Here is a 23,347-nt window from a genome sequence, read left to right as displayed (position 1 = left end):
ACAAGTATTTTAAACTATGAAACAAGAACCTAAACTATTTTCTTTTAAAGAAATAGCAAAAGTTTCCATCTGTTGTTTACTATTCTCCGCATTTTCTGCAAATGCAACAGAAATGACATCGAAAACATCAGATAAGTCACAAGAAACAGCCATCACACAACAACAGAAAAAAATTACCGGAGTCGTTGTGGATAGCAAAGGAGAACCTGTTATCGGAGCAAATGTTGTTATAAAAGGAACCACTAATGGAAATATCACAGATATAGATGGTAATTTCTCATTAGAACAAGTACCCGAACATGCGATTCTCCAAATCTCATATATCGGCTATAAAACCCAGGAAATACCGGTAAAAAACAAACTTCATTTTGACATAACATTATCAGAAGATTCTGAAACACTGGATGAAGTAGTCGTTGTAGGTTATGGCAGTACAGTAAAAAAGGACTTGACTACCGCCGTAACAAGTGTAAAAAGTAAAGATTTCCTTCAGGGAGCATCTAACAGCCCACTACAAATGATTGACGGTAAAGTGGCAGGGGTAAGTGTATCAAGCACTGCTGCTGCCGACCCGAATGCCAGCCCGAGTGTACAAGTTCGTGGTGCGTCTTCACTGAAAGCCGGTAATGGCCCGCTGGTTGTTATCGATGGTATGCCGGGTGGCGACCTTCGTAATCTGGCCCAACAGGATATTGAATCCATCACCGTTTTGAAAGACGGTTCTGCTGCGGCTATCTACGGTTCACGCGGAGCAAATGGGGTTATCCTGGTGCAGACTAAACAAGGTAAATCCGGTAGAGTATCTATCACATATGACGGGTATATTGAACATGATTTCGTAGCTGCACGTCCGGATATTCTGTCTCCCGATGAATTTGTAGAACATAAAATAGGGAAAGATTACGGACATCGTACAAAATGGTATGACGAACTGATTAACAAAAAGAACGTAGGCCATAACCATAATATCGCGCTTTCCGGAGGTAGCGAAACAACTATTTTCCGTATATCCGCAAACTACAGAGGCAAAGAAGGTTTGGATATTGCAAGCGACCGTAAAGAATACGGCTTGCGTGCAAACTTCAAACAGACAACCCTGGAAGGATTACTGGAAGTTGGAGGTAATATTTCTTATCGCTATGCGGATGAAGATTATACAGACTACAAAAGTTTCAAACAAGCTGTAGAACTAAATCCTACTTATTCCATTGAAGAAATGGATGCTTTCCGTAATAACCACGATAGCTACAATCCGATTTACAACTTGACTCGCCGTATAAATGGAGCAACTCAGGAATATATCACGACCGATTTCAACATCAAACTGAATATTCTGAAAAACCTGAATACCGAACTCAAATTAGGACGTCAGGGTACAAATAAAAAACAACGTGAGTATTATTTCAAAGACCATCGCGAATCCATCAATAACAGCCGTAACGGACGTGCACGCCTGGAAGACCAGAAATGGGTGGATTATACTTTGGAATGGTTAGGCAACTACTCTTTGGACATCGACAAACATCATATCAAAGTAATGGCCGGTTATTCCTATCAGGAATTCAACTGGGAAACATTCCATGCAGAAAATATGAATTTTCCGACAGATGTTTTCTTATACAATAATTTGGATGCAGGAGATTATAACAAAGCAGAAGGACGTTTAGGTATGGGTTCTGAAAAGAATCAGGAAAAAACAATCGCTTTCCTGGGACGTGTAAACTATGATTTCGACAACACATTCCTCTTTACAGGTTCTCTCCGTTATGAAGGAAATACCAAGTTCGGGACAAACCACAAATGGGGAGCTTTCCCGGCAGCTTCTGCCGCATGGCGTATTTCCCGTTTACCTTATTTTGAAGATTCTTATACGGTTAACGACTTGAAACTTCGTTTTTCTTATGGCGAAACAGGACGTTCAGGATTTGATAAATATATTTCTCTTGCCAAATATTCCGGATACGGATGGATGCCGAACAGCGAAGGGAAATGGGTTCAGGTGTATGGTCCGGGCAACAACCCGAATACGAATCTGTCATGGGAACGTCAGATTTCTTACAACTTAGGTATCGATTACACCTTATTCCAATCTACTCTGACCGGTAGTTTAGATTTATTCATCCGTAAAGGGAAAGATGTAATCGGTGAATACCAGGTCCCGGTTCCTCCGTATTTGCATGAAAAAATCATGACGAATGTAGGTACTACCAACTCAAAAGGGTTCGAGTTACAAATGAACTGGGATGCTGTAAGAGCGAAAGACTTTACCTATTCAACGAATGTAACTCTGGCATATACCAAATCAAAACTGACTTCATTCTCCAATGAAAAATATGAATTAGGCTATATGGAAGGCGAAGGCCTGCCTTCACCAGGTAACCCCGGTCCGTGCCAACGTTTACAGGATGGTATTGAAATAGGCTCATTCTATGGCTATCGGTATGCCGGAGTAGATAATGATGGAAATATTCTTGTTTACAAAAATGGGGAAAAAGGAGGTGAAGCAATACGAGGTCGTGACGCCAGCGAATCGGACAGGACCTATATCGGGAATGGTACTCCCAAGTGGGAGCTTGCCTGGGGTAATAATTTCACATATAAAGGATTTGACCTGTCTCTGTATTTCCGTGGACGTTTCGACTATGAAATTTTGAACCAATATCAAATGTATTATGGTTTGCAAGGTGTGACCGGTATCAATAAACTAAGGTCCGCCTACAATGAAAATGCACATATCAAGGGAGAAAAAATCATGTGTGATTATTTCCTTGATAACGGAAACTTCCTGAAACTTGACAATATAACCATTGGATGGACGCCTAAATTGAAAACGAAATGGATTTCCAGCCTGCGTGTTTACGGTACTATTAAAAATGTATTTACCATTACAAAATATTCAGGTGGTATGGACCCGTCAAGCGTAGACGTTACCGGCCTATGGGCAGGACGTGGTAATATGGACTTATATCCTACCTCCAGAAATCTAACATTCGGTGTTCAAATCAGCTATTAAAAAATAATTCCTATGAAACATATAAAATCAATCTATACAGCAGGCGTAATGATTGCAGCAGCAACTTTTACATCGTGTACTGACCTGACAGAAAAGCCCTATAGTATCCTGACTAATGATAACTATTTTACAGATAAAGCAAGTGTGGAAGCAACCGTACTCCGGCCCTATGAGCATGCTCAATGGTGCGGCTGGGACGGAGACCGCTGGCAATTGCAGGAACTGACAGCCGACCACTTTGTATGGACACAGAAAGGTCGCCACAGCTATGACGACGGAAAGTGGGTCCGCCTGCACGAACATAAATGGAATTACGATATGGACCAGATTAATGGCGGTTGGGTAGGACCTTATCAGGGTATCCAACAGATTAACTCGCTATTCCGCGATTTCAAAAATCTGGATTTCCAAGCTATGAAAATTACTGATGCGGAAAAAGCCAACTATATGGGAGAGTTACGTGCTTTACGTGCCTGGTTCTATATCTTTCTGATTGACTTTTATCGTAATGTTCCTATTTTTACGGAGAATAACGCTCCTGATGAATTAATAGCACAATCTACGCCGGAAGAAGTTTTTGCTTTTATCGAGAAAGAATTGAAAGAAGTATTACCCACTCTAAAGCAGGAACACATCATCGGCAGATTTACCCAAGCTCCAACCGCGGCACTACTGGCCCGTATCTATTTTAATTCTAAAGTTTGGATTAACATAGACCGCTCAGCAGACTGTAAAACAATGTGTGAAGACATTATTGCCGGCAAATACGGACAATACAGCATCAATCAGCAGGATTATAAAGACCCGTTCCGTTCAGGTATCAAAGGATACAAATCTCCGGAAAACCTGTTTGAGTTCCCTCACAAACGGAATGTCTACCAATTCGGAGGTTTCCATGATTCCTTCTTGCATTATACTTCCGGCCAGGCTTTAGGCAATCCGGATGGTGGCAATAACGGTATTCATCTGCAACCTTCACGCGATTTAGATAACAACATTTATGCGTTCCCAAGCAAACTGGGTACTCCTTATGAAAAATATGCGGATTGCGACTATCGCAAGCAGCCGTTCAAAATAACAAGTGCAACGGGTGGTTATGAAGGCTTCTTTATGATTGGCAAACAATTTAAATTTGACTATTCAAAAGGATACGGTTATACGAATGAACCTGTAAACGGTACGGAAGAATATAAGGGTGAACCTTTAGTCTATGTTGATCAGGTTGGACGTTTCTCTGAAGGCATAGATATTGCTAAAGAAAAAGGTTCACGGGTAACAACAGGAGAAGAAAATTCAGGTGTACGTTTCAATAAATTCCCGTATCTGCAGGAAGGTGACGGACTGTATATGTGCCAATCTGCCCCGGAAATACGTCTGGCTGAAATCTATTATATGCTGGCCGAAATCTATTATCGTGCCGGCGATAAAACAAAAGCTGCAGAATTACTGGATTATGTACGTGTAAGAAATTATCCGGCTGATCAATGGAACAAGTATAGCTATGCACAGAATCCGGCTTTACTTACAGACCAGGAATTTATCGATGAATGGGGACGCGAGTTCATTGGCGAACGACGTCGCCGCATGGACCTGGTTCGTTGGGGACGTTTTGGCGACACATGGTGGGACAAAAATGCTGATCCGAACGATAAAGAATACTCTATTTTCCCCATCCCTAAAAGACAACTGGATGCTAATCCTTTGTTAAAACAAACAACGAAAGGTTGGTAATTCAATCTTAAGAAACATAAATACAGGTAAACCATCGGCCTATTTTATTAACAATAGCAAAGAGGTTTACCTGTATTTTTTATAGAAAGCCACCCCGCTTTTTGAAAAAAAAACACAATAGACCATGCCTGCAACAAATCACGACAAAACAAGGAAAACAAGATGAACAAAGTTCTTTAACGGGAATTACAGGGAGCAAAAGACCAGAACCTACTATTTTCAAAGTCTAAACAAGTATAAATTAGAAAAGTTTTTTGCTAATAAGTATTAATTCAGGAGATTTTATCTTATCTTTGTCATCCATAATAAAAAAATGATTTAGTTTTGCACGTTGATGGATAAGGAATATATTGGAAGTGAATATATAAACATAGTAACATTTTAAACTTACATCAAATTATGAACAAAAAGTCATTATTGTCATTTTTCATGATGGCAGCGATTTTAACTCTTTCTTCTTGTTCTAACAAGTTGAAACCGTTAGCTGAAGAGTACATTAAAGCTGAACCGCAGCCGCTTGAGGCCATCGGTGGCAAGGTTCCTGTAACAATCAATGCAACATTCCCTGCAAAATGGTTCAACAAGAAAGCTGTTGTAACTGTAACTCCGGTTTTGCGTTATGCAGGTGGAGAAGCTTGGGGTACATCCTACACTTACCAAGGTGAAAAAGTAAAAGGAAACAATCAGGTTATCCCACAGAAAGAAGGCGCTAATGTAACAATGAAATCTTCTTTCACTTACAAACCTGAAATGAAGAAATCCGAACTGTACCTGACTTTTGATGCAAAAATCAAAAACAAAACAGTTAAATTACCGGATGTAAAAATCGGCGACGGTGTTATCTCTACTTCTGAACTGGCTGATGCAGCTACTGCAAACGCAGCTATCGCAGCAGATAAGTTCCAGCGTATCATTAAGGAAGCTCACGATGCAAACATCATGTTCCTTATTCAACAGGCTGAACTTCGTTCTAAAGAATTGAGCAAAGAAGAAATCAAAGATTGGAAAGACCTTGTTAAGAACGCAGAAGAAGCTCCTAACCAGAACGTAGCAATCGAAATTTCTGCTTACGCATCTCCTGATGGTGGTGTTAAATTGAACACTGGTTTGGCTGAAAAACGTGAAGGCAATACTAACAAGTATCTGGCTAAAGAATTGAAGAAAATGAAAGTTGAAGCTCCGGTTGATGCTCGTTACACAGCTCAGGACTGGGAAGGCTTCCAGGAATTGGTTTCAAAATCTAACATCCAGGATAAAGACTTAGTATTACGTGTTCTTTCTATGTACAAAGATCCGGAACAACGTGAAAAAGAAATCAAAAATATTTCTTCTGTTTTCAGTGTATTGGCTGAAGAAATCCTGCCGCAGTTACGTCGTTCTCGTTTGACTGCTAACATCGAAATCATCGGTAAGTCTGACGACGAAATCAGCGCATTAGCTAAGAGCAATCCTTCTGAACTGAACGTAGAAGAAATTCTTTACGCTGCTACATTAACTAACAACGATGCTGAAAAAGCTGCTATCTATGCAAAAGCTTCTCAATTGTATCCGAACGATTATCGTACTTGGAACAACGTTGGTATGATGGCATTCCGTGCTGGTGACATGGCTAAGGCTGAACAAATGTTCAACAAGTCTAACTCAGTTAAACCTAACAACGAAGCTAACATGAACTTAGGTTTGATCGCTTTGACTAAGGGTGACCAAGCTAAGGCTCAGCAGTTGTTCGGTAGCGCTTCTGGCGTAGCAGAATTAAGCGAAGCTCTGGGTGTTCTGTATCTGGAACAAGGCGAATGGGCTAAGGCTGCAAACTCTTTCGGTTCTGTTAAGTCTAACAACGCTGCTTTAGCTCAGATCCTGACTAAAGACTACAGCAAAGCTTCTCAGACTTTGAACGCAGTTGCTAAACCTGACGCTACAACTTCTTATTTGAAAGCTATCGTTGCAGCTCGTACAAACGATGCTAACGGTGTTGTTAACAACCTGAAAGCTGCTATCGCTGCTGACAAGAACATGGCTAAAGAAGCTGCTATCGATTTGGAATTTGCTAAATATGCTACTAATGCAGATTTCGCTGCTTTGGTTAAGTAATTAACAGACCCTATCATATTAAAATAGGCATTCCTGAAAAGGGATGCCTATTTTTTTACATAATCTTTAATACTATTTATTTTGTAATCTTCCTAACGTTTTCCACCTTTGCAAAAAATTCTAAGAAAAAGAGGTTTTGTATGAAAAAAGTATTAGCAGTATTCATGTTTATCTGTTTGCTTCTCGCAGGAGCACAAGATGGAGTGAACACTGTAAAAACAGAAATACAAAACATTTCCACCTTACAGGAGCAGGCTTCTATCTCTTCTGAAGAAAAAGAACTTGAATGTAATTTTATACAACAATCCAAAGAGCAATTCTCTTTTTTTGCAGACAATACTGAATACGTCAGAAATCTCTATCGTATATCACAAGGAAATGAACAACCGAACTCATCTATCGGACAAATACGGTCATTTCATAAAATTTTAGCCGACTTTGTACTGAAAGGCTATAACTCCGGACAAAAAATATCCGAGACAGTATCTACGTCCCAGATAATCATACAATCTACCCTGTTTTACCGTTCTGCACATCAAATATACCAGTTGCAGAAAATCGTTATTTAACCCCTTCGGTTATTGAGGAACATACAAACGGAGCTTCACCTCTTCAGGCAAGCTAAATAATTATTGTGGACAATCGAAATCCATAATTTATAAATTCCATGCCTGAACCATATCTGGATAGCAGCAGATATATTTATGTATCCTTACCAAACCAATAGCCCTGTTACATTCTATTCATACCAATTTTACAATTCATAAATTATGGGAGCAATATCAATTTTAGCCATGTTGCTCGCAGGTATCGGCTTTGCCGGCCTGGCAATAGGCGTGGGAAAACTCGTTTCCATTAAACGAAGCAACCCGATTAAAGGACAAGCTTACGAGTGCGGTATGCCCAGTGAGGGTACTACCTGGGCACAATTCAATGTAGGCTACTACCTCTTTTCTCTCACCTTCCTCATCTTCGATGTGGAAATGGTATTCCTGTATCCCTGGGCAGTAACCCTGAAAGAGATAGGGATACCCGCCCTTATAGAGATTGTCTTTTTTATGTTATTCCTATTCATGGGATTGCTTTACGCTTATAAAAAGAAAGCATTACAATGGAAATGAAGAAAGATTTTTTGCCCGAGTTACCTGAAGAATTCAAGGAAAACCTGGGGCGTAACGTGCTGGTTACAACGATCGACAAAATAGCCGGATGGGCACGGAGCAATTCGCTTTGGCCCTTAAGTTTCGGAACCAGTTGCTGTGCCATCGAAATGATGAGTGCGGCATCTGCCAAGTACGACTGGTCCCGTTTCGGATTTGAAGTGGCCCGTGCTTCTCCACGCCAGGCGGATCTCATCATCGTAGCCGGTACAATCACAAAAAAAATGGCACCGGTATTGCGTCGTTTATACGACCAGATACCCGAACCCAAATATGTAATCGCCATGGGAGCCTGCACTATAACCGGAGGTCCGTTTGCCAAAGACAGCTATTCTGTCGTAGCCGGTGTAGACAAAATTATCCCTGTAGACGTATATATTCCCGGATGCCCTCCCCGACCGGAAGCATTGCTTCAAGGAATGATGGCATTGCAACAAAAAATAAAAGAAGAAAGAGCATACGTTATTGAAAAACCAAAGGAGGAAAAACAATGAGCAACCATACATTAACTGAAGCCCTTGCCGACTGGTTCAAAGACAAACAGATCGAAGAAAGTTTCGGCATGCCGGCCCTACACATAGAGAAAGACGAGCTGATAGCATGTGCCCGCACATTAAAAGAAGAAAAAGTATTTGATTTTAAGATGTTAGTTTGCGAAACAGCTGTAGACCGGACTGAACATTTCGAATTAGTTTGCCATTTACGTTCATTATCACACGGTCATGAAATGATTCTGAAAACACATGTAGAGCGGGACGGGACACCCGAACTCCACTCTCTCTACGGTTTGTGGCATGCTGCAGAACTATTTGAAGATGAAATCTACGACCTCTTCGGCATACGTTTCGCGGGACATCCTTTCCTAAGACGAATTATGCTCGACGACTCATTCAACGGATACCCTCTGCGGAAAGATTTCATAAACACAGAGGAATTATAACAACAGGAAGAGTTAATAAATTATGAACAATTATATACAAGTAACACCCGATGAAACCGACGGATTTATTGTCAACATCGGTCCCCAGCATCCATCCACCCATGGTGTCCTTCGCCTGCGCACACAACTGGACGGAGAAACCATACTAAATATGGAACCCTATCTGGGTTATATCCACCGGGGTATCGAAAAGATGTGCGAGTCGCTGGGATACAAACAGTTCATTTACCTGACCAGCCGTATGGACTACCTGTCAGCACATATGAACAACCAGGCATGTGCCCTATGTATAGAAAAAGGAGCACAAATAGAAGTGCCGGAACGCGCACAAGTCATCCGTGTTATCATGGCAGAGTTGCAGCGCCTTGCCTCCCATTTGTTATGGTGGGGAAGTATGGGACTCGACCTCGGTGCCGTATCCCCCTTCTTCTATGCTTTCCGCGAACGGGAAATGATTCTGGAAATATTTGAAGAAACAGGTGGCAACCGGTTGACAATGAATTATATCACACCCGGCGGAGTCATGCACGACCTCCATCCGGATTTTGTACGGAAAGTCAAAGAAGTCATCGCCTCTTTAAAAAAGCATGAACATGAATACAGCGAACTGATGACAGGCAACATCATTTTCAGAAAACGCGTAGAAAATGTAGGCTACCTCACACCGGAAATGGCAATCTCTCTGGGTTGCACAGGACCTGTTGCACGTGGTTCCGGTATCTCCTGCGACGTACGCAAACATGCTCCTTACGATGTATATGGGCAAGTCGAATTTAAAGAAATCCTACTCGACGGCTGCGATTGCATGAGCCGGTACATGGTACGTATGGAAGAAATGAAACAATCCATTGCCATCATTGACCAGTTGATAGACCATATACCGGAAGGTCCCTACAGAAATAAACCCAAAGGCGTTATCAAACTACCTGCCGGCGAATATTACAGCCGCGTGGAAACCGCCCGTGGCGAACTGGGGGTATATATCGTAGCTGATGGAACGGGAAAACCCTGGCGCGTCAAATTCCGTACCCCTAATTTCAGCAACCTGGCAGCAATGAAACCTCTGGTGAAAGGAGCTAAGATAGGCGATTTGGTCGCTATCATGTCGACACTCGATTTAATTATTCCGGATATTGACCGATAAAAAGTATTGAAAAGATGAAATCACAAATAGACTTCACAGGTCTGACACAATGGATACACCAGACATTATCCGCCTATCTGTCGCCAGGTTGGGTATTAACACTGGAACTGGTAGCGTCGGTGCTCGCCATTATCGTTATGATCGTTGTCATGGTAATCCTTATGATTTATGCCGAACGGAAAATAGCCGGATTCATGCAATTGCGCCTCGGGCCGATGCGCGTAGGCTGGTGTGGTTCCGGACAAGCGATTGCCGACGTACTGAAACTGTTGCTGAAAGAATGCGTAACACCCTTTCAGGCAGACAAACTATTGTTCTCGCTCGCCCCGTTCGTTGTTCTGGCAACCAGCTTCCTGTCAATTATGCCTTTCTCCTATGCCCCGGGATTACAACTTTGGGACATCAACATCGGCGTATTATACGTTACCGCCGTCTCATCCATCAGCGTAATGGGCGTTATGATGGCAGGATGGGCAAGCCATAATAAATATTCTTTACTGGGAGCGATGCGTAGCGGAGCACAAATCGTAAGTTATGAACTTTCGATGGGGATGGCGCTGGTCACCATTATCGCTATGAGCGGCGCCCTGTCCGTCAACGATATTATCATGTCGCAAGCAGACGGCTGGTGGTTGTTTAAAGGGCATGTACCCGCTATTTTAGCCTTTGTCATTTTTATTATCGCCTCTACAGCAGAACTGAACCGCGCCCCCTTCGACCTTGCCGAAGCGGAGCAGGAATTAACAGCCGGCTTCCATACCGAATATTCCGGTATGCAGTTCGCCATGTTTTTCCTTGCGGAATATTCCAATATGCTGATAGCTTCGATGATGGCAGCCACTGTTTTTTTGGGAGGCTGGCAGCCCCTGCATATCCAGGGATTGGACGGCTTCAACCAGGTGATGGATTTCATACCCGGCATACTCTGGTTCTTCGGTAAGATTTTCTTTGTAATCTTCCTGATCATGTGGTTCCGCTGGACATTTCCACGCCTGCGTATCGACCAGTTATTACGTTTGGAATGGAAATACCTGCTACCCATCAGCATCGTAAATGTAATACTTGCCGCTTGCGTTGCCGTATTCGGCTGGTATTTGTAAACAGATTTCAATTAAATAAAGATTATGAATAAAGCATTTGGATATATCTACTCGATAGGGGCATCGTTCGTTTCCCTCGGAAAGGGTATGTTTCGTACACTAAGCAGTATGACACATCCCAAAAGGATATTGACCCTGCAATATCCCGAAAACAGAGGAACGACCCTGTACATTCCCGAACGCTTCCAGGCGAATCTGGAACTTATCCGCGGAGAAGAAGGGCTGAAATGTACCGCCTGTACCCTCTGCCAGACAGCCTGCCCCAACGGGACAATCACCATTACCACACGGAAAATAACTACTCCCGAAGGAAAATCCAAGCGGGAACTGGACCAGTACATCTACGACCTCGGTCGCTGTACCTTCTGTGGACAGTGTGTGGATGCCTGTAATTTCGGGGCATTGGAAATGACGAACCATTTCGAGAACAGTGAATATGACAAACAAAAACTGGTGCGCATCCTGAACGCACCTGAAATCAAACAACGGGAGGAACAGAAATGAATGCAGAAGCCATTTTATTCTATATAATTGCAGCACTGGTGCTACTTATGGGTACTCTTTGCGTATTCAGCCGGCATATCTTCCGGTCTGCCGTATATCTGCTGTTCTGCCTTATCGGAGTAGCCGGTATTTATGTAATGATGGATGTAAACTTCGTTGCCGCCTTGCAGATTATGATTTATGTGGGAGGTATCGTGGTCCTTATCATCTTCTCTATCTTCCTGACACACAATACCGGCTCCAAATTGCCGATACCGATACCGAGGCGTATGTTCTGGGCTCTGTTTATCCCGGCTTCCGGCTTTGCACTGGTACTCTGGGTACTCCTCCAGCATCCTTTCCGGACAGAAGTTATTTCCAAGGAAGGGCTGGATATCCACGAAATCGGGCACCAGTTGTTTAATCTGAACGACTACGGGTACATCTTCCCCTTCGAAATGGTCAGCGTATTATTGCTGGCAGCTTTGGTCGGGAGCATCGTCATTGCCCAGAATAATAAAAAGAAATCCAATCAACAACCGGAAAAATAGAAATGTATGGAACAGATACCTCTTTCACATATACTGATTCTCAGTTCCGCCCTGTTTTTCCTGGGCGTATACGGTTTCTTCTCACGCAGGAACCTGATAACTGTGCTGATGTCGACGGAATTGATTTTGAACAGTGTCAACATCAATTTTATCGCCTTCAACAAATACCTCTATCCCGAGGCTCTGGAAGGCGTGTTCTTCACGCTGTTCATCATTATTGTTGCAGCTGCAGAAGTCTCGCTTGCGATTGCAATCATCATCAACCTATACCGGAAGTTCAAGACGATCGATATAGACGATACAACAACAATGAAATTCTGATATCCTATGAATAATTATGAATTACAGGCAGGACTTGTTCTTCTGCTTCCACTTGCCGGGTTTATCACGCTTGCGCTTTACGGGCGGAAACTTCCTGAACGCACATCCGGTATTCTGGCAACCTCATTGCTGGGATTGACGACACTGTTTGCCTGGATGGTAGCCCTCGGATACTTTTTTGATTTCGGTCAAAAAGGAGACAGCTATTTCCCCATACGATTGTTGTCATTCAACTGGCTCCAGTTCAACGATAGCTTGTCCATCGATGCAGGCATCGTGCTGAATCCTATTTCAGCCATGATGCTGATTGTTATCCCTACCGTCTCTTTTCTTGTACATTTATACAGTATAAGCTATATGAAAGGAGAAGGGCGGCTCAGCAGTTATTTTGCTTACCTGCAACTGTTTACTTTCTCAATGCTTGGATTAGTCGTAGCCTTCAATATTTTCCAGATTTACTTCTTCTGGGAACTGGTCGGAGTCTCTTCTTTCCTGCTGATAGGCTTTTACTTTACACAACCGGCTGCCATTGCCGCCGCTAAAAAAGCATTCATTGTAACCCGGTTTGCCGATTTAGGCTTCCTGATTGGCATCCTGATGCTCGGCATCGGTAGCAATTCATTCGATATCGAAACGATAACCGGCACACTAACCAACCCTATATCTCCGGAACTGGCGGCGTTTACCCAAACCTCCTTCCTCGGTGTGTCCCTGTTGACCTGGGCTTTATTGCTTGTCTTTATGGGAGGTGCAGGAAAATCCGCCATCTTCCCGCTGCATGTATGGTTACCGGATGCCATGGAAGGCCCTACTCCGGTTTCAGCATTAATCCATGCCGCAACCATGGTTGTCGCAGGCGTGTTCCTTGTAGCACGGCTCTTCCCGATATATGCGATTTCAGCTCCGGACGCCTTGGAAGTTATTGCCGTATTGAGCGCCTTTACCGCGCTGTTTGCCGCAGTTATAGCCTGTACACAAACCGAATTGAAAAAGGTACTCGCATTTTCCACCATCTCCCAAATCGCTTATATGCTGCTGGCTTTGGGAGTAGCCGGTTGGGGAAACGGGCACGACGAAGGATATACGGCATCCATGTTCCATCTTTTCACCCATGCATTCTTTAAAGCCTCCCTGTTCCTTTGTGCCGGAGTCGTTATCCACCTGGTACATTCGGGAAACCTGATAGATATGGGAGGGCTCCGGAAACGGCTGCCCGTTACAAATATAGTATTCCTGCTTGCCGCCTTATCCATTTCCGGATTCCCATTCCTGTCCGGCTTTTTCAGTAAGGAAATGATTCTGGCATCCGTATGGGAATCACATCCGATACTGTATATCGTAGCCGTGCTGACCAGCGGATTAACCGCATTCTATATGTTCCGCATCTACTACCTGGTATTCTATAATAAAAAGGCTGTCGAAGCAGATACACATTCCCACGAAAGCTGGTTGATGAAAATACCCTTGTTAGTACTGACAGTAGGAACCGTATTTGCCGGATATATTCCTTTCGGGAAATACGTAACAGCTACCGGGCAACCACTTGAAGTCCATATGGATATTTTAAGTTCACTATTTCCTGTAGCAGTAGGGCTGACGGGCATTCTGATTGCCACCCTCTTTTACCTAAAGAAAAACGAGAAACCGGCTATCTGGGCAAGGCGAATGGGGGCCCTTTACCGTGGCGCACTCCATAAGTTTTACATAGACAACGCCTACCTGTTTTTTGCCAAAAAGGTTATGGACCGCTGGATAGGCGGGTTCTGTACCTTTATCGACACACGCTTCATACAGGGCGGGCTTACCGAACTGGCATCCGGCACACTCTCGTTCAGTAACCAAATTAAGAAGATGCAGTCCGGACGTATACAGACTTACGGCTTCTTCTTCCTTGGCGGCATTCTGGTGATGGCAATCCTGTTGATTATAACTTAATAGATGACTCAATATGAATTTACTAACTATACTTTTATTGATTCCGGGTATCACGCTTCTGCTTCTGCTGCTGTTGCCGGCCAAAAAGAATGCAGCCATACGGAACATGGCAATTACGGGAGCTGCCTTGCAATTCCTATACACCTGTTTCCTTGCCTATAGTTTTATACAAGCAAAAGGGGAGCTTAGCGAAGATACATTACTCTTTACCCAATCTTTTGCCTGGTTCGAACCGTTGGATATCCACTTCAGCTACGGGCTGGACGGAATTTCGTTGATTATGGTCCTGCTTACTTCGATGGTTGTATTTGCAGGTATCCTGGTTTCCGGGAATATACAGCAGCAATCCAAGGAATTTTATATTCTGATGACACTGTTAGGATTCGGGGCCTACGGTTTCTTTATCGCTACTGACTTATTTATGCTTTTCTTCTTCCTCGAAATTGCAGTGGTTCCCAAATACCTGTTGATTGGCATGTACGGTTCCGGTGCGCGGGAACGAAATGCCATGAAACTTGCCCTGATGCTGATGGGAGGTTCGGCACTGGTATTTATCGGTATTGTAGCGTTATATTTCTTTAGCGGAAAAATCTCCGGTAATTACACATGGAACATACAGGAACTGGCACTGGTTCATATCCCGCTTCAATACCAGCAATGGTTATATATGCTGACCTTTATCGGTTTCGGAGTCTTTACCGCCCTGTTCCCTTTCCATTCCTGGGCTCCGGACGGGCACTCTTCCGCCCCGACTGCCGCATCCATGTTTTTGGCAGGCGTCTCAATGAAATTAGGAGGTTACGGATGTTTACGCGTTTCCACCTTCCTCTTTCCGGAGGCGGCCGACCAGCTTTCATGGATTTTCATTATCCTGGCATCCATTGCCATCTTATATGGAGCAATGGTCACCCTGACACAGAAAGACCTGAAATATATGAATGCCTTCTCGTCTGTCAGCCATTGCGGTTTTGTAGTGTTAGGTATCGCAATGCTTACCCGTACCGCAATCATGGGAGCTGTCATGCAAATGGTTTCACACGGGGTAATGACAGCCTTGTTCTTCGGTATCATCGGCATGATTTACCAACGTACACATACCCGCCAAATCAATGAGTTGGGCGGCATACTGCATCAAACTCCCTTCATCGGGTCTATGTTTCTGATTGTAGGGCTTTGTTCACTGGGACTGCCGGGAATGAGTGGCTTTGTTTCCGAAATGACCGTATTCGTCGGCTCATGGGAACGTACCGGACTATTCTACCGGATTGCTACGGTAATTGCTTGTGCCTCTATCGTAGTCACGGCAGTTTATATCCTTCGGGCTATAGGTTCCGTAATATGGGGAAGTGTACGTAATGAAGCCGTCAAAAAAATGGCTGATGCCACTCCTTCCGAGCGAGTTGCTTCCATCCTGTTGGCCGCCGCTATTTTCCTAATTGGTACCTGTCCGTTCTGGGTAGTGCGCCTGATAGAAAACGACAGCCTGGCAATAGCCCGCCGGTTATTGACACAAGCATTCCAATATTAACAGATAAAAATACATGATTATGAGCCTCGAACTCTTTTCTATATTACGATTTGAATTAGTTGTTTGTCTCCTTATATTTATCCTGCTGGTGATGAAACTGGCGGATGCGGACAAACATCTCAAATCTTTCCTGATTACAGTAAATACATTGTTGTTTATCAACTTTGCCATAAGCTTCCTTCCTGTCGACATGGGCGTTTTATTCAAAGGCTTCTTCTTTTCTAACGACCTCATCGAAATGGAAAAAACAATGCTGAATCTGGGGGTTTTACTGATATCCCTGCTTTCCGGCAGATGGCTTCACAAACATGCAGACTTATGCGTTGAATTTTACATCCTGATATTATGTAGTTTATTAGGTGCATTCCTGATGTTGTCGAGCGGACACATCCTGATGCTCTATCTGGGAATCGAAATTTCCACCATACCCATCACCGCATTGTCCAATTTCAATAAGGAAGAACGGCGTTCCTCGGAAGCAGGTATTAAATTTATCCTGTCATCCGCTTTCTCCTCCGGTATCATGCTGTTCGGTATCTCTATGTTATATGGTGCATACGGCAATCTGAGTTTCAGTTTCCTGCATCTGAATCTGGAACCCAACCTATTGACAATTGTAGCGTTTGCATTTATGATGGGAGGTTTCTTCTTTAAAATGTCGGCAGTCCCGTTCCACTTGTGGACAGCCGATGTATACGAAGGCTCTCCGATCCCGGTTACCAGCTATTTGTCGGTAATTTCCAAAGGATCTATCATTTTCGTATTCGTTTCCGTCCTGATGACCGTATTCCAGAATATGCATGTTGAATGGAAAGAAGTCATTACCGTCATCTCTATCCTGAGTATGACAGTTGGTAATCTGTTTGCCATGCGCCAACAGAACCTCAAACGGTTACTGGCATTCTCCTCCATCTCGCAAGTCGGATTTGTGCTGGTCGGTATTACAGGCAACAGCATTATGGGACTGGATTCCACACTGTACTTTATGTTGATTTACATGCTGAGCAATATCTGTTTCTTCGGAGTACTCAGTGTTGTTTCCGACTCGACAAAGAAAGAAAACCTTCGTTCATTCAAAGGTTTCTACCGGACCAATCCGTTTCTTGCCCTGATGATGGGAGTCAGCCTCTTCTCATTAGCAGGTGTTCCCCCCACTTCCGGCTTCTTCGGGAAATTGTTCCTGCTGGTATCTTCCATGGGAGACGAAATGTACGTATTGGTTGGATTTGCCGGATTAAACCTGGTTCTTTCACTCTACAACTATCTGCGTATTGTGAAATGTATCTTCATTGATGAACCGGAAGAGCAACTCTGTATCGGCAAAAACCGGGTGGTATCGGCTACGCTCGCCTTCTGTTGTATCGCCATATTGAGTATCGGGTTTATTTCTTCCGTATTCCAGTATATCGACTGGGCGGCACGGCAGATGATTTGAGGAAGTAGGGAAACGGGGAGTTTTCAGCCATCCAACTGTTAAAAAATATTACCTATGCTACTAATTCGAATTACATGCGGTACTAATTGAAATTGCCTGCGGTACTAATTATAAAAATACGGGCGGGTAATTTATAAAGCCCCGACAGGCAAATCCGATACTGTTCACATGAATCGGATTTGCCTGTTATATGCTTTTAAAGCAATCTCTTAGAAAAATCCTATTCCCTGTTTTGCCATGTCCGAAACTTTATCTATTTTTCGGTGTACATTAATCAACAGGTGTATTATGAAAAAGCAAATTTTAATTCTCTTCGCATTTCTGGCAGTCCTGACAAACCTATCAGCTCAGGGAGACATAGACAGTACACAATTCCTATTCAACAATTTTCAGGATGGTTCCGTATATTATAAAGACGGACGAGTTTATAATGCCCGCTTAAATTATCACTTACAAGGGAATTGCTTCCTCTTCATAGATGCAAATGACGATAACGCCATAAAAGAGTTCGGAGAAATAAACCAAATCAGTGCCGTAAAAGTCGCCGGCAAATCATTCCTTATGCAAAATGACGGCAGCGCTTATGAAGTAATCCAATTTGACCCGATGATTGCAGTCAAGCATTTAGGCAGATTCAAGAAAGAAGGAAAAAATTCCGGCTACGGAGGACGCTCGGAGACCGGCTCCATCGATGCCTTTTCAAGTATCAGGAACAATGGGGAAAGCCATACCCTGTCGACCGGAAAGTATATCCTTATCGGCATAGACAAAGCCTACCTGATTGAAAAAGACGGTAAAAGGAAATCTTTCAGGACAGAAAAACAATTCCTGAAACTCTATCCGAAACATACGGACGAATTGCAAAAATATATCGAAGAGAAAAAAGTAAAACTCAATGATGTCGAACAAATGACAAAATTGATTCGTTATGCCAATACCCTGAAACCATAAACATAAAAAAGGTTGGCTGAAATTTATCAACCAACCTTTTTTAGTATATCATAGTTATCATTTTTCCAAATCATAGTTATGAATTTGAAAAACCATAGTTATGATTTTTTTGCGGAGAACTTATCTTCCCTGACGTTTACGCTCTATTTCATCCAGAATGACTTTACGCATACGCATATTATTAGGAGTGATTTCCACATATTCATCACCCTTAATATATTCCAACGCATCTTCCAGGCTGAATACAATAGGAGGAGCCAATGATACTTTATCATCAGAGCCGGAAGCACGCATATTGGTCAGTTTCTTTGATTTGGTAACATTCACAACCAAATCATTATCTTTCGAATGTTCACCTACCACCTGTCCGGCATACACTTCTTCACCCGGTGCAATAAAGAAACGTCCGCGTGATTGAAGGTTATTCAAGGCATAAGCAAAAGCAGAACCTGTTTCCATAGCGATAATAGAACCGTTCACACGACGTTCGATTTCACCTTTCCAAGGTTGGTATTCAAGGAAACGGTGTGCCATAATCGCTTCACCGGCTGAAGCAGTCAACACTGCATTGTTCAAACCGATAATACCACGGGAAGGAATTGTAAATTCCAGATGCATACGACCATTCTTGCTTTCCATCATGGTCATTTCACCCTTACGTTTTGTCACCATATCGATGATGCGGCTGGAACAATCTTCCGGCAGGTTTACTGTAAGCTGTTCAACCGGCTCGCATTTCTCACCATTGATTTCTTTGATGATTACCTGTGGCTGGCCTACCTGCAATTCATAGCCTTCACGACGCATTGTTTCAATCAAGACAGACAAGTGAAGCACACCGCGTCCGTATACCAACCATGAATCGGCTGATTCAGTCGGAACAACACGCAAAGCCAGATTCTTATCCAACTCTTTCTGTAAACGGTCGTAAATATGACGTGAAGTAACGAATTTACCATCTTTTCCGAAGAACGGAGAATTGTTGATAGTGAAGAGCATAGACATTGTCGGCTCGTCGATATCAATGGTAGGCAGCGGTTCCGGTTCATTTATATCGGCAATTGTTTCCCCGATTTCAAAACCATCGATACCTACAATTGCACAAATATCACCGGATTTAACCGACGAAACTTTTGTACGTCCTAATCCTTCAAATACGTCAACTTCTTTGATTCTGGATTTAACCATCGAACCGTCGCGCTTGCAAAGCATGATATCCTGGCCTTCTTTCAACTCGCCACGATGAACACGTCCTACAGCGATACGTCCTACATATTTGGAATAATCCAAGGAAGTAATCAACATCTGCGGAGTCCCTTCCAGTATCCGGGGCTCCGGAATATATTCGATAATAGCGTCAAGCAACGCATAGATATCCTCTTTCGGTTCCTTCCAGTCCGTAGACATCCAACCTTGTTTTGCCGAACCGTAGATAGTAGGAAAGTCTAACTGCTCTTCCGTAGCATCCAGGCTGAACATCAGGTCGAACACCATTTCCTGCACTTCCGAAGGACGGCAGTTCGGTTTGTCAACCTTATTAATAACCACGATTGGTTTCAAACCCATCTGAATAGCTTTCTGAAGAACGAAACGGGTCTGAGGCATCGGACCTTCGAAGGCATCTACCAACAGAAGGCAACCGTCCGCCATATTCAATACACGTTCAACTTCACCTCCGAAATCGGCGTGTCCCGGAGTATCAATAATATTGATTTTGCAATCCTTGTAATTAATAGATACGTTTTTGGCGAGAATTGTAATTCCTCGTTCACGTTCCAAATCATTGTTGTCCAGGAACTGATCCGGCTCTGCCTGTCCTTCACGGAAAAGCTTACCGGCTAATAACATCTTATCCACGAGCGTTGTTTTGCCGTGGTCTACGTGCGCGATAATCGCGATGTTTCTGATTTTTTGCATCGAAGACTAATTTATTGGCTGCAAAAATACGACTTTTTTACGATATCTATGTGATATTCATACGTCAAAATAAAAAAAGTAAAAGAAAATCCCTTGCTAATCAAAAAGTAATGCCTACCTTTGTCCCCGCTTAGATAACATAGTATTAATTTATTAAAGTACAAAAGAATCATGTATTTAGATTCAGCAAAAAAACAAGAACTTTTTGAAAAGTATGGCAAATCAGCTACAGACACAGGTTCTGCAGAAAGCCAGATTGCATTATTTACAGTACGCATCGCTCACCTGACTGAGCACCTGAAAGCGAATCATAAAGATTACAGCACAGAACGCGCACTGAAAATGTTGGTAGGTAAACGTCGTCGTTTATTGGATTATCTGATCAAAACAGATATTACAAGATATCGTGCTATCATCAAAGAACTTGGTATCAGAAAGTAATTATTCTCTTTGGAGATATTATAAAAAGGATAACCTCTTACGGGGTTATCCTTTTTTCTTTTACAAATATCCTTCTAAAAATGAAAAATTAATGTACATTTGCCGCCATTAGTTACAATTTAATAGCAATCAATAAAATAAATCATACTTATGGGGAACAACAAGATTATTGGTGCAAAAATTAAAAGCATCCGCGAATCGAAACAATTAGCAATAGAAGAAGTTGCCGAACGGTCGGGATTAAGCATTGAACAAATAGAACGTATAGAAAGCAATATAGACTTTCCTTCATTAGCTCCGTTAATTAAAATAGCCAGAGTATTAGGGGTACGCTTGGGTACGTTCCTGGACGACCAGTCTGAACTGGGCCCTGTTATCTGCCGAAAAAAAGACAGCAACGAAACAAACAGCATAGGATTTACGAACAATTCCGTTAAGGCACGCAAACATATGGAATACCATTCTTTGTCTCAAGACAAATCCGGACGCCACATGGAACCGTTCCTGATAGATGTTGCCCCTTCTGAAGAAGGTGTCGATTTCGTATTGTCCACCCACGAAGGTGAAGAATTTATCTATGTATTGGAAGGTGTACTTGAAATCAATTACGGCAAAAATACCTATGTACTGGAAGAAGGCGACAGCATTTACTATGACTCGATTGTTGCCCATCATGTACATGCCGCAGCCGACAATACAGCCAAAATTTTAGGTGTAGTATATACTCCTTATTAATATCCGTGCTGTTATGGAAGTACAATTACAGAATAAGACACTCGGACAGTGGATGGAACACTGGGCCGAAACTACCCCGGATAAAGAATACCTGGTATATTCCGACCGTGACCTGCGTTTCACATGGAAAGAGTTCAATGAACGAGTAGACAGGATGGCGAAAGGAATGCTTTCTATCGGCATTAAGCACGGAACTCATGTGGGTATCTGGGCCACGAATGTGCCCGACTGGCTGACATTCCTGTATGCCGGTGCCAAAATCGGAGCCGTTTTAGTCACTATAAATACCAACTACAAACAGAACGAACTGGAGTTTCTGGTTGAAAATGCAGATATACATACGTTATGCATTACCGACGGCGTATTCGACGGAAGCTATATAGATATGGTATACACCATGCTCCCCGAGTTAAAAGAATCACAACGCGGATACCTGAAAAGTAAACGTTTTCCGGTTTTAAAGAATGTAGTATACATCGGACAGGAAAAATACCGTGGAATGTATAACACGCCGGAATTACTTTTGCTGGGAGAAAATATCAGTGACGACAAACTGGATGCTGCCAAAAAACTTGTCGACTGCCACGATGTTGTCAATATGCAATATACTTCCGGTACGACCGGTTTCCCTAAAGGGGTCATGTTGACACATTACAATATCGCAAACAACGGCTTGCTGACCGGTGAACATATGAAATTCACAGCCGCCGACAAACTTTGCTGTTGTGTCCCTCTTTTCCACTGTTTCGGTGTTGTACTGGCATCCATGAACGTTCTGACACACGGTTGTACACAGGTTATGGTCGAGAAGTTTGACCCGCTGGTTGTACTGGCATCCATACATAAAGAACGATGCACGGCACTTTACGGAGTACCCACCATGTTTATTGCCGAGTTGAACCATCCGATGTTCCCCATGTTCGACCTGACTTCACTCCGGACCGGAATCATGGCCGGCTCGCTTTGCCCGGTAGAACTGATGCGCCAGGTAGAAGAAAAGATGTTCATGCGTGTAACCAGTGTATACGGGTTAACCGAAGCATCACCTGGTATGACTCATTCCCGTATTGATGATGATGCGGATATACGATATAATACTGTCGGACGTGATTTCGAATTTACAGAAGTACGTGTTATCGACCCCGAAACAGGCGAAGAGTGCCCGGTTGGCGTACAAGGAGAAATGTGTAACCGTGGTTACAATACAATGAAAGGTTACTACAATAATCCGGCTGCGACCAATGAAGTAATCGATAAAAGCGGCTTTCTTCACAGCGGCGACCTCGGCGTGAAAGATGAAAACGGCAACTACCGTATCACCGGACGCATTAAGGATATGATTATCCGCGGAGGAGAGAATATCTACCCGCGTGAAATAGAAGAATTCCTTTACCATCTGGAAGGAGTGAAAGATGTGCAGGTAGCAGCTGTTCCTTCCAAGAAATACGGGGAAGAAGTCGGCGCCTTTATCATCCTCCATGAAGATGCATCCCTGACAGAAGAAATAGTAAAAGATTTCTGTCGTGGTAAAATAGCCCGCCACAAAATACCCAAATACATATTCTTCGTAGATACCTTCCCGATGACAGGAAGCGGTAAAATCCAAAAATTCAAGCTGAAAGATTTAGGACTGCAATTACTGCAGGAAAAAGGAATCGAACCAGCTTAAAGAGTTGACAGTTGACAAGTGACAGTTGACAGTTATTCCCGCTTCAACCAGTTTATATACCGGAAGCGAACTGTCAACTGTCACTTGTCAACTGTCAACTACTACCTACTCCTGCCACTTGTCAATTATCAACTGAAAAAACCGCATTTACTCCGCTCTTTTTCTTACCTTTGTTGCCGAATATTTAAATTAATAATACAAT

20 protein-coding genes are annotated in these 23,347 nt (G+C 43.0%); 19 read left to right on the top strand and 1 reads right to left on the bottom strand.

Features of this window, described 5'->3' with window-relative positions; all coding sequences use genetic code 11:
- The first annotated feature begins 16 nt into the window (after positions 1 to 16).
- The 16 genes from ACGE0T_RS20565 to ACGE0T_RS20490 all read left to right on the top strand — a co-directional run bounded on the left by ACGE0T_RS20565 (position 17) and on the right by ACGE0T_RS20490 (position 18,383).
- Positions 17 to 3,013 carry a SusC/RagA family TonB-linked outer membrane protein gene (locus ACGE0T_RS20565; protein ID WP_459188439.1) on the top strand — a complete coding sequence of 999 codons (2,997 nt, stop codon included), beginning with the start codon at positions 17 to 19 and terminating at the stop codon, positions 3,011 to 3,013.
- 12 nt (positions 3,014 to 3,025) lie between these two features.
- On the top strand, positions 3,026 to 4,744 hold the full coding sequence (locus ACGE0T_RS20560) for a RagB/SusD family nutrient uptake outer membrane protein (protein ID WP_459188438.1): 1,719 nt from the start codon (positions 3,026 to 3,028) through the stop codon (positions 4,742 to 4,744).
- Positions 4,745 to 5,143: 399 nt separating this feature from the next.
- Entirely contained in the window at positions 5,144 to 6,835 is a 1,692-nt protein-coding gene (locus tag ACGE0T_RS20555) for a hypothetical protein (protein WP_459188437.1), read from the top strand.
- 140 nt (positions 6,836 to 6,975) lie between these two features.
- Entirely contained in the window at positions 6,976 to 7,404 is a 429-nt protein-coding gene (locus ACGE0T_RS20550) for a hypothetical protein (RefSeq protein WP_459188436.1), read from the top strand.
- A 201-nt stretch (positions 7,405 to 7,605) separates the two neighbouring features.
- Complete coding sequence (locus ACGE0T_RS20545) at positions 7,606 to 7,956, top strand: NADH-quinone oxidoreductase subunit A (protein ID WP_459188435.1); 351 nt, start codon at positions 7,606 to 7,608, stop codon at positions 7,954 to 7,956.
- Positions 7,947 to 8,489: an NADH-quinone oxidoreductase subunit B gene (locus ACGE0T_RS20540; protein WP_459188434.1), complete on the top strand. Its 543-nt coding sequence runs from the start codon at positions 7,947 to 7,949 to the stop codon at positions 8,487 to 8,489. Before ACGE0T_RS20545 ends, ACGE0T_RS20540 begins: the two co-directional genes overlap by 10 nt.
- A complete protein-coding gene (locus ACGE0T_RS20535; protein ID WP_459188433.1) occupies positions 8,486 to 8,935 on the top strand; it encodes an NADH-quinone oxidoreductase subunit C in 450 nt (149 codons plus the stop codon). The genes ACGE0T_RS20540 and ACGE0T_RS20535 overlap by 4 nt, the downstream gene beginning before the upstream one ends.
- Positions 8,936 to 8,957: 22 nt before the next feature.
- A complete protein-coding gene (locus tag ACGE0T_RS20530; protein WP_459188432.1) occupies positions 8,958 to 10,079 on the top strand; it encodes an NADH-quinone oxidoreductase subunit D in 1,122 nt (373 codons plus the stop codon).
- Between the two features lie 14 nt (positions 10,080 to 10,093).
- Positions 10,094 to 11,179 (top strand): NADH-quinone oxidoreductase subunit NuoH, encoded by a 1,086-nt coding sequence (gene nuoH / locus ACGE0T_RS20525; RefSeq protein WP_459188431.1) that lies wholly within the window; start codon positions 10,094 to 10,096, stop codon positions 11,177 to 11,179.
- 24 nt (positions 11,180 to 11,203) lie between these two features.
- The gene (locus ACGE0T_RS20520; protein ID WP_459188430.1) at positions 11,204 to 11,683 is read left to right on the top strand and encodes a 4Fe-4S dicluster domain-containing protein; all 480 of its coding nucleotides are present in this window, start codon (positions 11,204 to 11,206) and stop codon (positions 11,681 to 11,683) included.
- Positions 11,680 to 12,213, top strand: a complete 534-nt coding sequence (locus ACGE0T_RS20515; RefSeq protein ID WP_459188429.1) for an NADH-quinone oxidoreductase subunit J family protein — start codon at positions 11,680 to 11,682, stop codon at positions 12,211 to 12,213. The genes ACGE0T_RS20520 and ACGE0T_RS20515 overlap by 4 nt, the downstream gene beginning before the upstream one ends.
- 6 nt (positions 12,214 to 12,219) lie before the next feature.
- Complete coding sequence (nuoK, locus tag ACGE0T_RS20510; RefSeq protein WP_459188428.1) at positions 12,220 to 12,534, top strand: NADH-quinone oxidoreductase subunit NuoK; 315 nt, start codon at positions 12,220 to 12,222, stop codon at positions 12,532 to 12,534.
- A 6-nt stretch (positions 12,535 to 12,540) separates the two neighbouring features.
- The gene (gene nuoL / locus ACGE0T_RS20505; protein ID WP_459188427.1) at positions 12,541 to 14,469 is read left to right on the top strand and encodes an NADH-quinone oxidoreductase subunit L; all 1,929 of its coding nucleotides are present in this window, start codon (positions 12,541 to 12,543) and stop codon (positions 14,467 to 14,469) included.
- 13 nt (positions 14,470 to 14,482) lie between these two features.
- Positions 14,483 to 15,997: a complex I subunit 4 family protein gene (locus ACGE0T_RS20500; protein WP_459188426.1), complete on the top strand. Its 1,515-nt coding sequence runs from the start codon at positions 14,483 to 14,485 to the stop codon at positions 15,995 to 15,997.
- Between the two features lie 19 nt (positions 15,998 to 16,016).
- The gene (locus ACGE0T_RS20495) at positions 16,017 to 17,432 is read left to right on the top strand and encodes an NADH-quinone oxidoreductase subunit N (RefSeq protein ID WP_459188425.1); all 1,416 of its coding nucleotides are present in this window, start codon (positions 16,017 to 16,019) and stop codon (positions 17,430 to 17,432) included.
- 288 nt (positions 17,433 to 17,720) lie between these two features.
- The gene (locus tag ACGE0T_RS20490) at positions 17,721 to 18,383 is read left to right on the top strand and encodes a hypothetical protein (protein WP_459188424.1); all 663 of its coding nucleotides are present in this window, start codon (positions 17,721 to 17,723) and stop codon (positions 18,381 to 18,383) included.
- A 120-nt stretch (positions 18,384 to 18,503) separates the two neighbouring features.
- On the opposite strand, the gene typA is transcribed toward ACGE0T_RS20490, so the two are convergent.
- A complete protein-coding gene (gene typA, locus ACGE0T_RS20485; protein WP_459188423.1) occupies positions 18,504 to 20,300 on the bottom strand; it encodes a translational GTPase TypA in 1,797 nt (598 codons plus the stop codon).
- Positions 20,301 to 20,471: 171 nt separating this feature from the next.
- Between typA and rpsO the strand changes: the two genes are divergently transcribed.
- From rpsO to ACGE0T_RS20470, 3 genes are all read left to right on the top strand, one after another.
- Positions 20,472 to 20,741, top strand: a complete 270-nt coding sequence (gene rpsO, locus ACGE0T_RS20480; RefSeq protein WP_459188422.1) for a 30S ribosomal protein S15 — start codon at positions 20,472 to 20,474, stop codon at positions 20,739 to 20,741.
- Between the two features lie 150 nt (positions 20,742 to 20,891).
- Positions 20,892 to 21,476, top strand: a complete 585-nt coding sequence (locus ACGE0T_RS20475) for a helix-turn-helix domain-containing protein (RefSeq protein WP_459188421.1) — start codon at positions 20,892 to 20,894, stop codon at positions 21,474 to 21,476.
- A gap of 13 nt (positions 21,477 to 21,489) precedes the next feature.
- Positions 21,490 to 23,145 (top strand): AMP-binding protein, encoded by a 1,656-nt coding sequence (locus tag ACGE0T_RS20470; RefSeq protein ID WP_459188420.1) that lies wholly within the window; start codon positions 21,490 to 21,492, stop codon positions 23,143 to 23,145.
- Positions 23,146 to 23,347: the final 202 nt, after the last annotated feature.

Source organism: Parabacteroides sp. APC149_11_2_Y6 (assembly GCF_054506995.1).
The sequence above is the reverse complement of the archived record's forward strand: the minus strand, read 5'-3'. Positions and strand labels throughout refer to the sequence as shown.

Bases quoted from the DNA above. Each gene is read 5' to 3' on its own strand.
- ACGE0T_RS20515 (WP_459188429.1), top strand. From the start codon at position 11,680: ATGAATGCAGAAGCCATTTTATTCTATATAATTGCAGCACTGGTGCTA.
- rpsO (WP_459188422.1), top strand. From the start codon at position 20,472: ATGTATTTAGATTCAGCAAAAAAACAAGAACTTTTTGAAAAGTATGGC.
- ACGE0T_RS20470 (WP_459188420.1), top strand. From the start codon at position 21,490: ATGGAAGTACAATTACAGAATAAGACACTCGGACAGTGGATGGAACAC.
- ACGE0T_RS20475 (WP_459188421.1), top strand. From the start codon at position 20,892: ATGGGGAACAACAAGATTATTGGTGCAAAAATTAAAAGCATCCGCGAA.
- ACGE0T_RS20535 (WP_459188433.1), top strand. From the start codon at position 8,486: ATGAGCAACCATACATTAACTGAAGCCCTTGCCGACTGGTTCAAAGAC.
- nuoL (WP_459188427.1), top strand. From the start codon at position 12,541: ATGAATAATTATGAATTACAGGCAGGACTTGTTCTTCTGCTTCCACTT.
- ACGE0T_RS20540 (WP_459188434.1), top strand. From the start codon at position 7,947: ATGGAAATGAAGAAAGATTTTTTGCCCGAGTTACCTGAAGAATTCAAG.
- ACGE0T_RS20500 (WP_459188426.1), top strand. From the start codon at position 14,483: ATGAATTTACTAACTATACTTTTATTGATTCCGGGTATCACGCTTCTG.
- ACGE0T_RS20545 (WP_459188435.1), top strand. From the start codon at position 7,606: ATGGGAGCAATATCAATTTTAGCCATGTTGCTCGCAGGTATCGGCTTT.
- ACGE0T_RS20560 (WP_459188438.1), top strand. From the start codon at position 3,026: ATGAAACATATAAAATCAATCTATACAGCAGGCGTAATGATTGCAGCA.
- ACGE0T_RS20495 (WP_459188425.1), top strand. From the start codon at position 16,017: ATGAGCCTCGAACTCTTTTCTATATTACGATTTGAATTAGTTGTTTGT.
- nuoK (WP_459188428.1), top strand. From the start codon at position 12,220: ATGGAACAGATACCTCTTTCACATATACTGATTCTCAGTTCCGCCCTG.
- ACGE0T_RS20550 (WP_459188436.1), top strand. From the start codon at position 6,976: ATGAAAAAAGTATTAGCAGTATTCATGTTTATCTGTTTGCTTCTCGCA.
- ACGE0T_RS20490 (WP_459188424.1), top strand. From the start codon at position 17,721: ATGAAAAAGCAAATTTTAATTCTCTTCGCATTTCTGGCAGTCCTGACA.
- ACGE0T_RS20555 (WP_459188437.1), top strand. From the start codon at position 5,144: ATGAACAAAAAGTCATTATTGTCATTTTTCATGATGGCAGCGATTTTA.
- ACGE0T_RS20520 (WP_459188430.1), top strand. From the start codon at position 11,204: ATGAATAAAGCATTTGGATATATCTACTCGATAGGGGCATCGTTCGTT.
- ACGE0T_RS20530 (WP_459188432.1), top strand. From the start codon at position 8,958: ATGAACAATTATATACAAGTAACACCCGATGAAACCGACGGATTTATT.
- nuoH (WP_459188431.1), top strand. From the start codon at position 10,094: ATGAAATCACAAATAGACTTCACAGGTCTGACACAATGGATACACCAG.
- ACGE0T_RS20565 (WP_459188439.1), top strand. From the start codon at position 17: ATGAAACAAGAACCTAAACTATTTTCTTTTAAAGAAATAGCAAAAGTT.
- typA (WP_459188423.1), bottom strand. From the start codon at position 20,300: ATGCAAAAAATCAGAAACATCGCGATTATCGCGCACGTAGACCACGGC.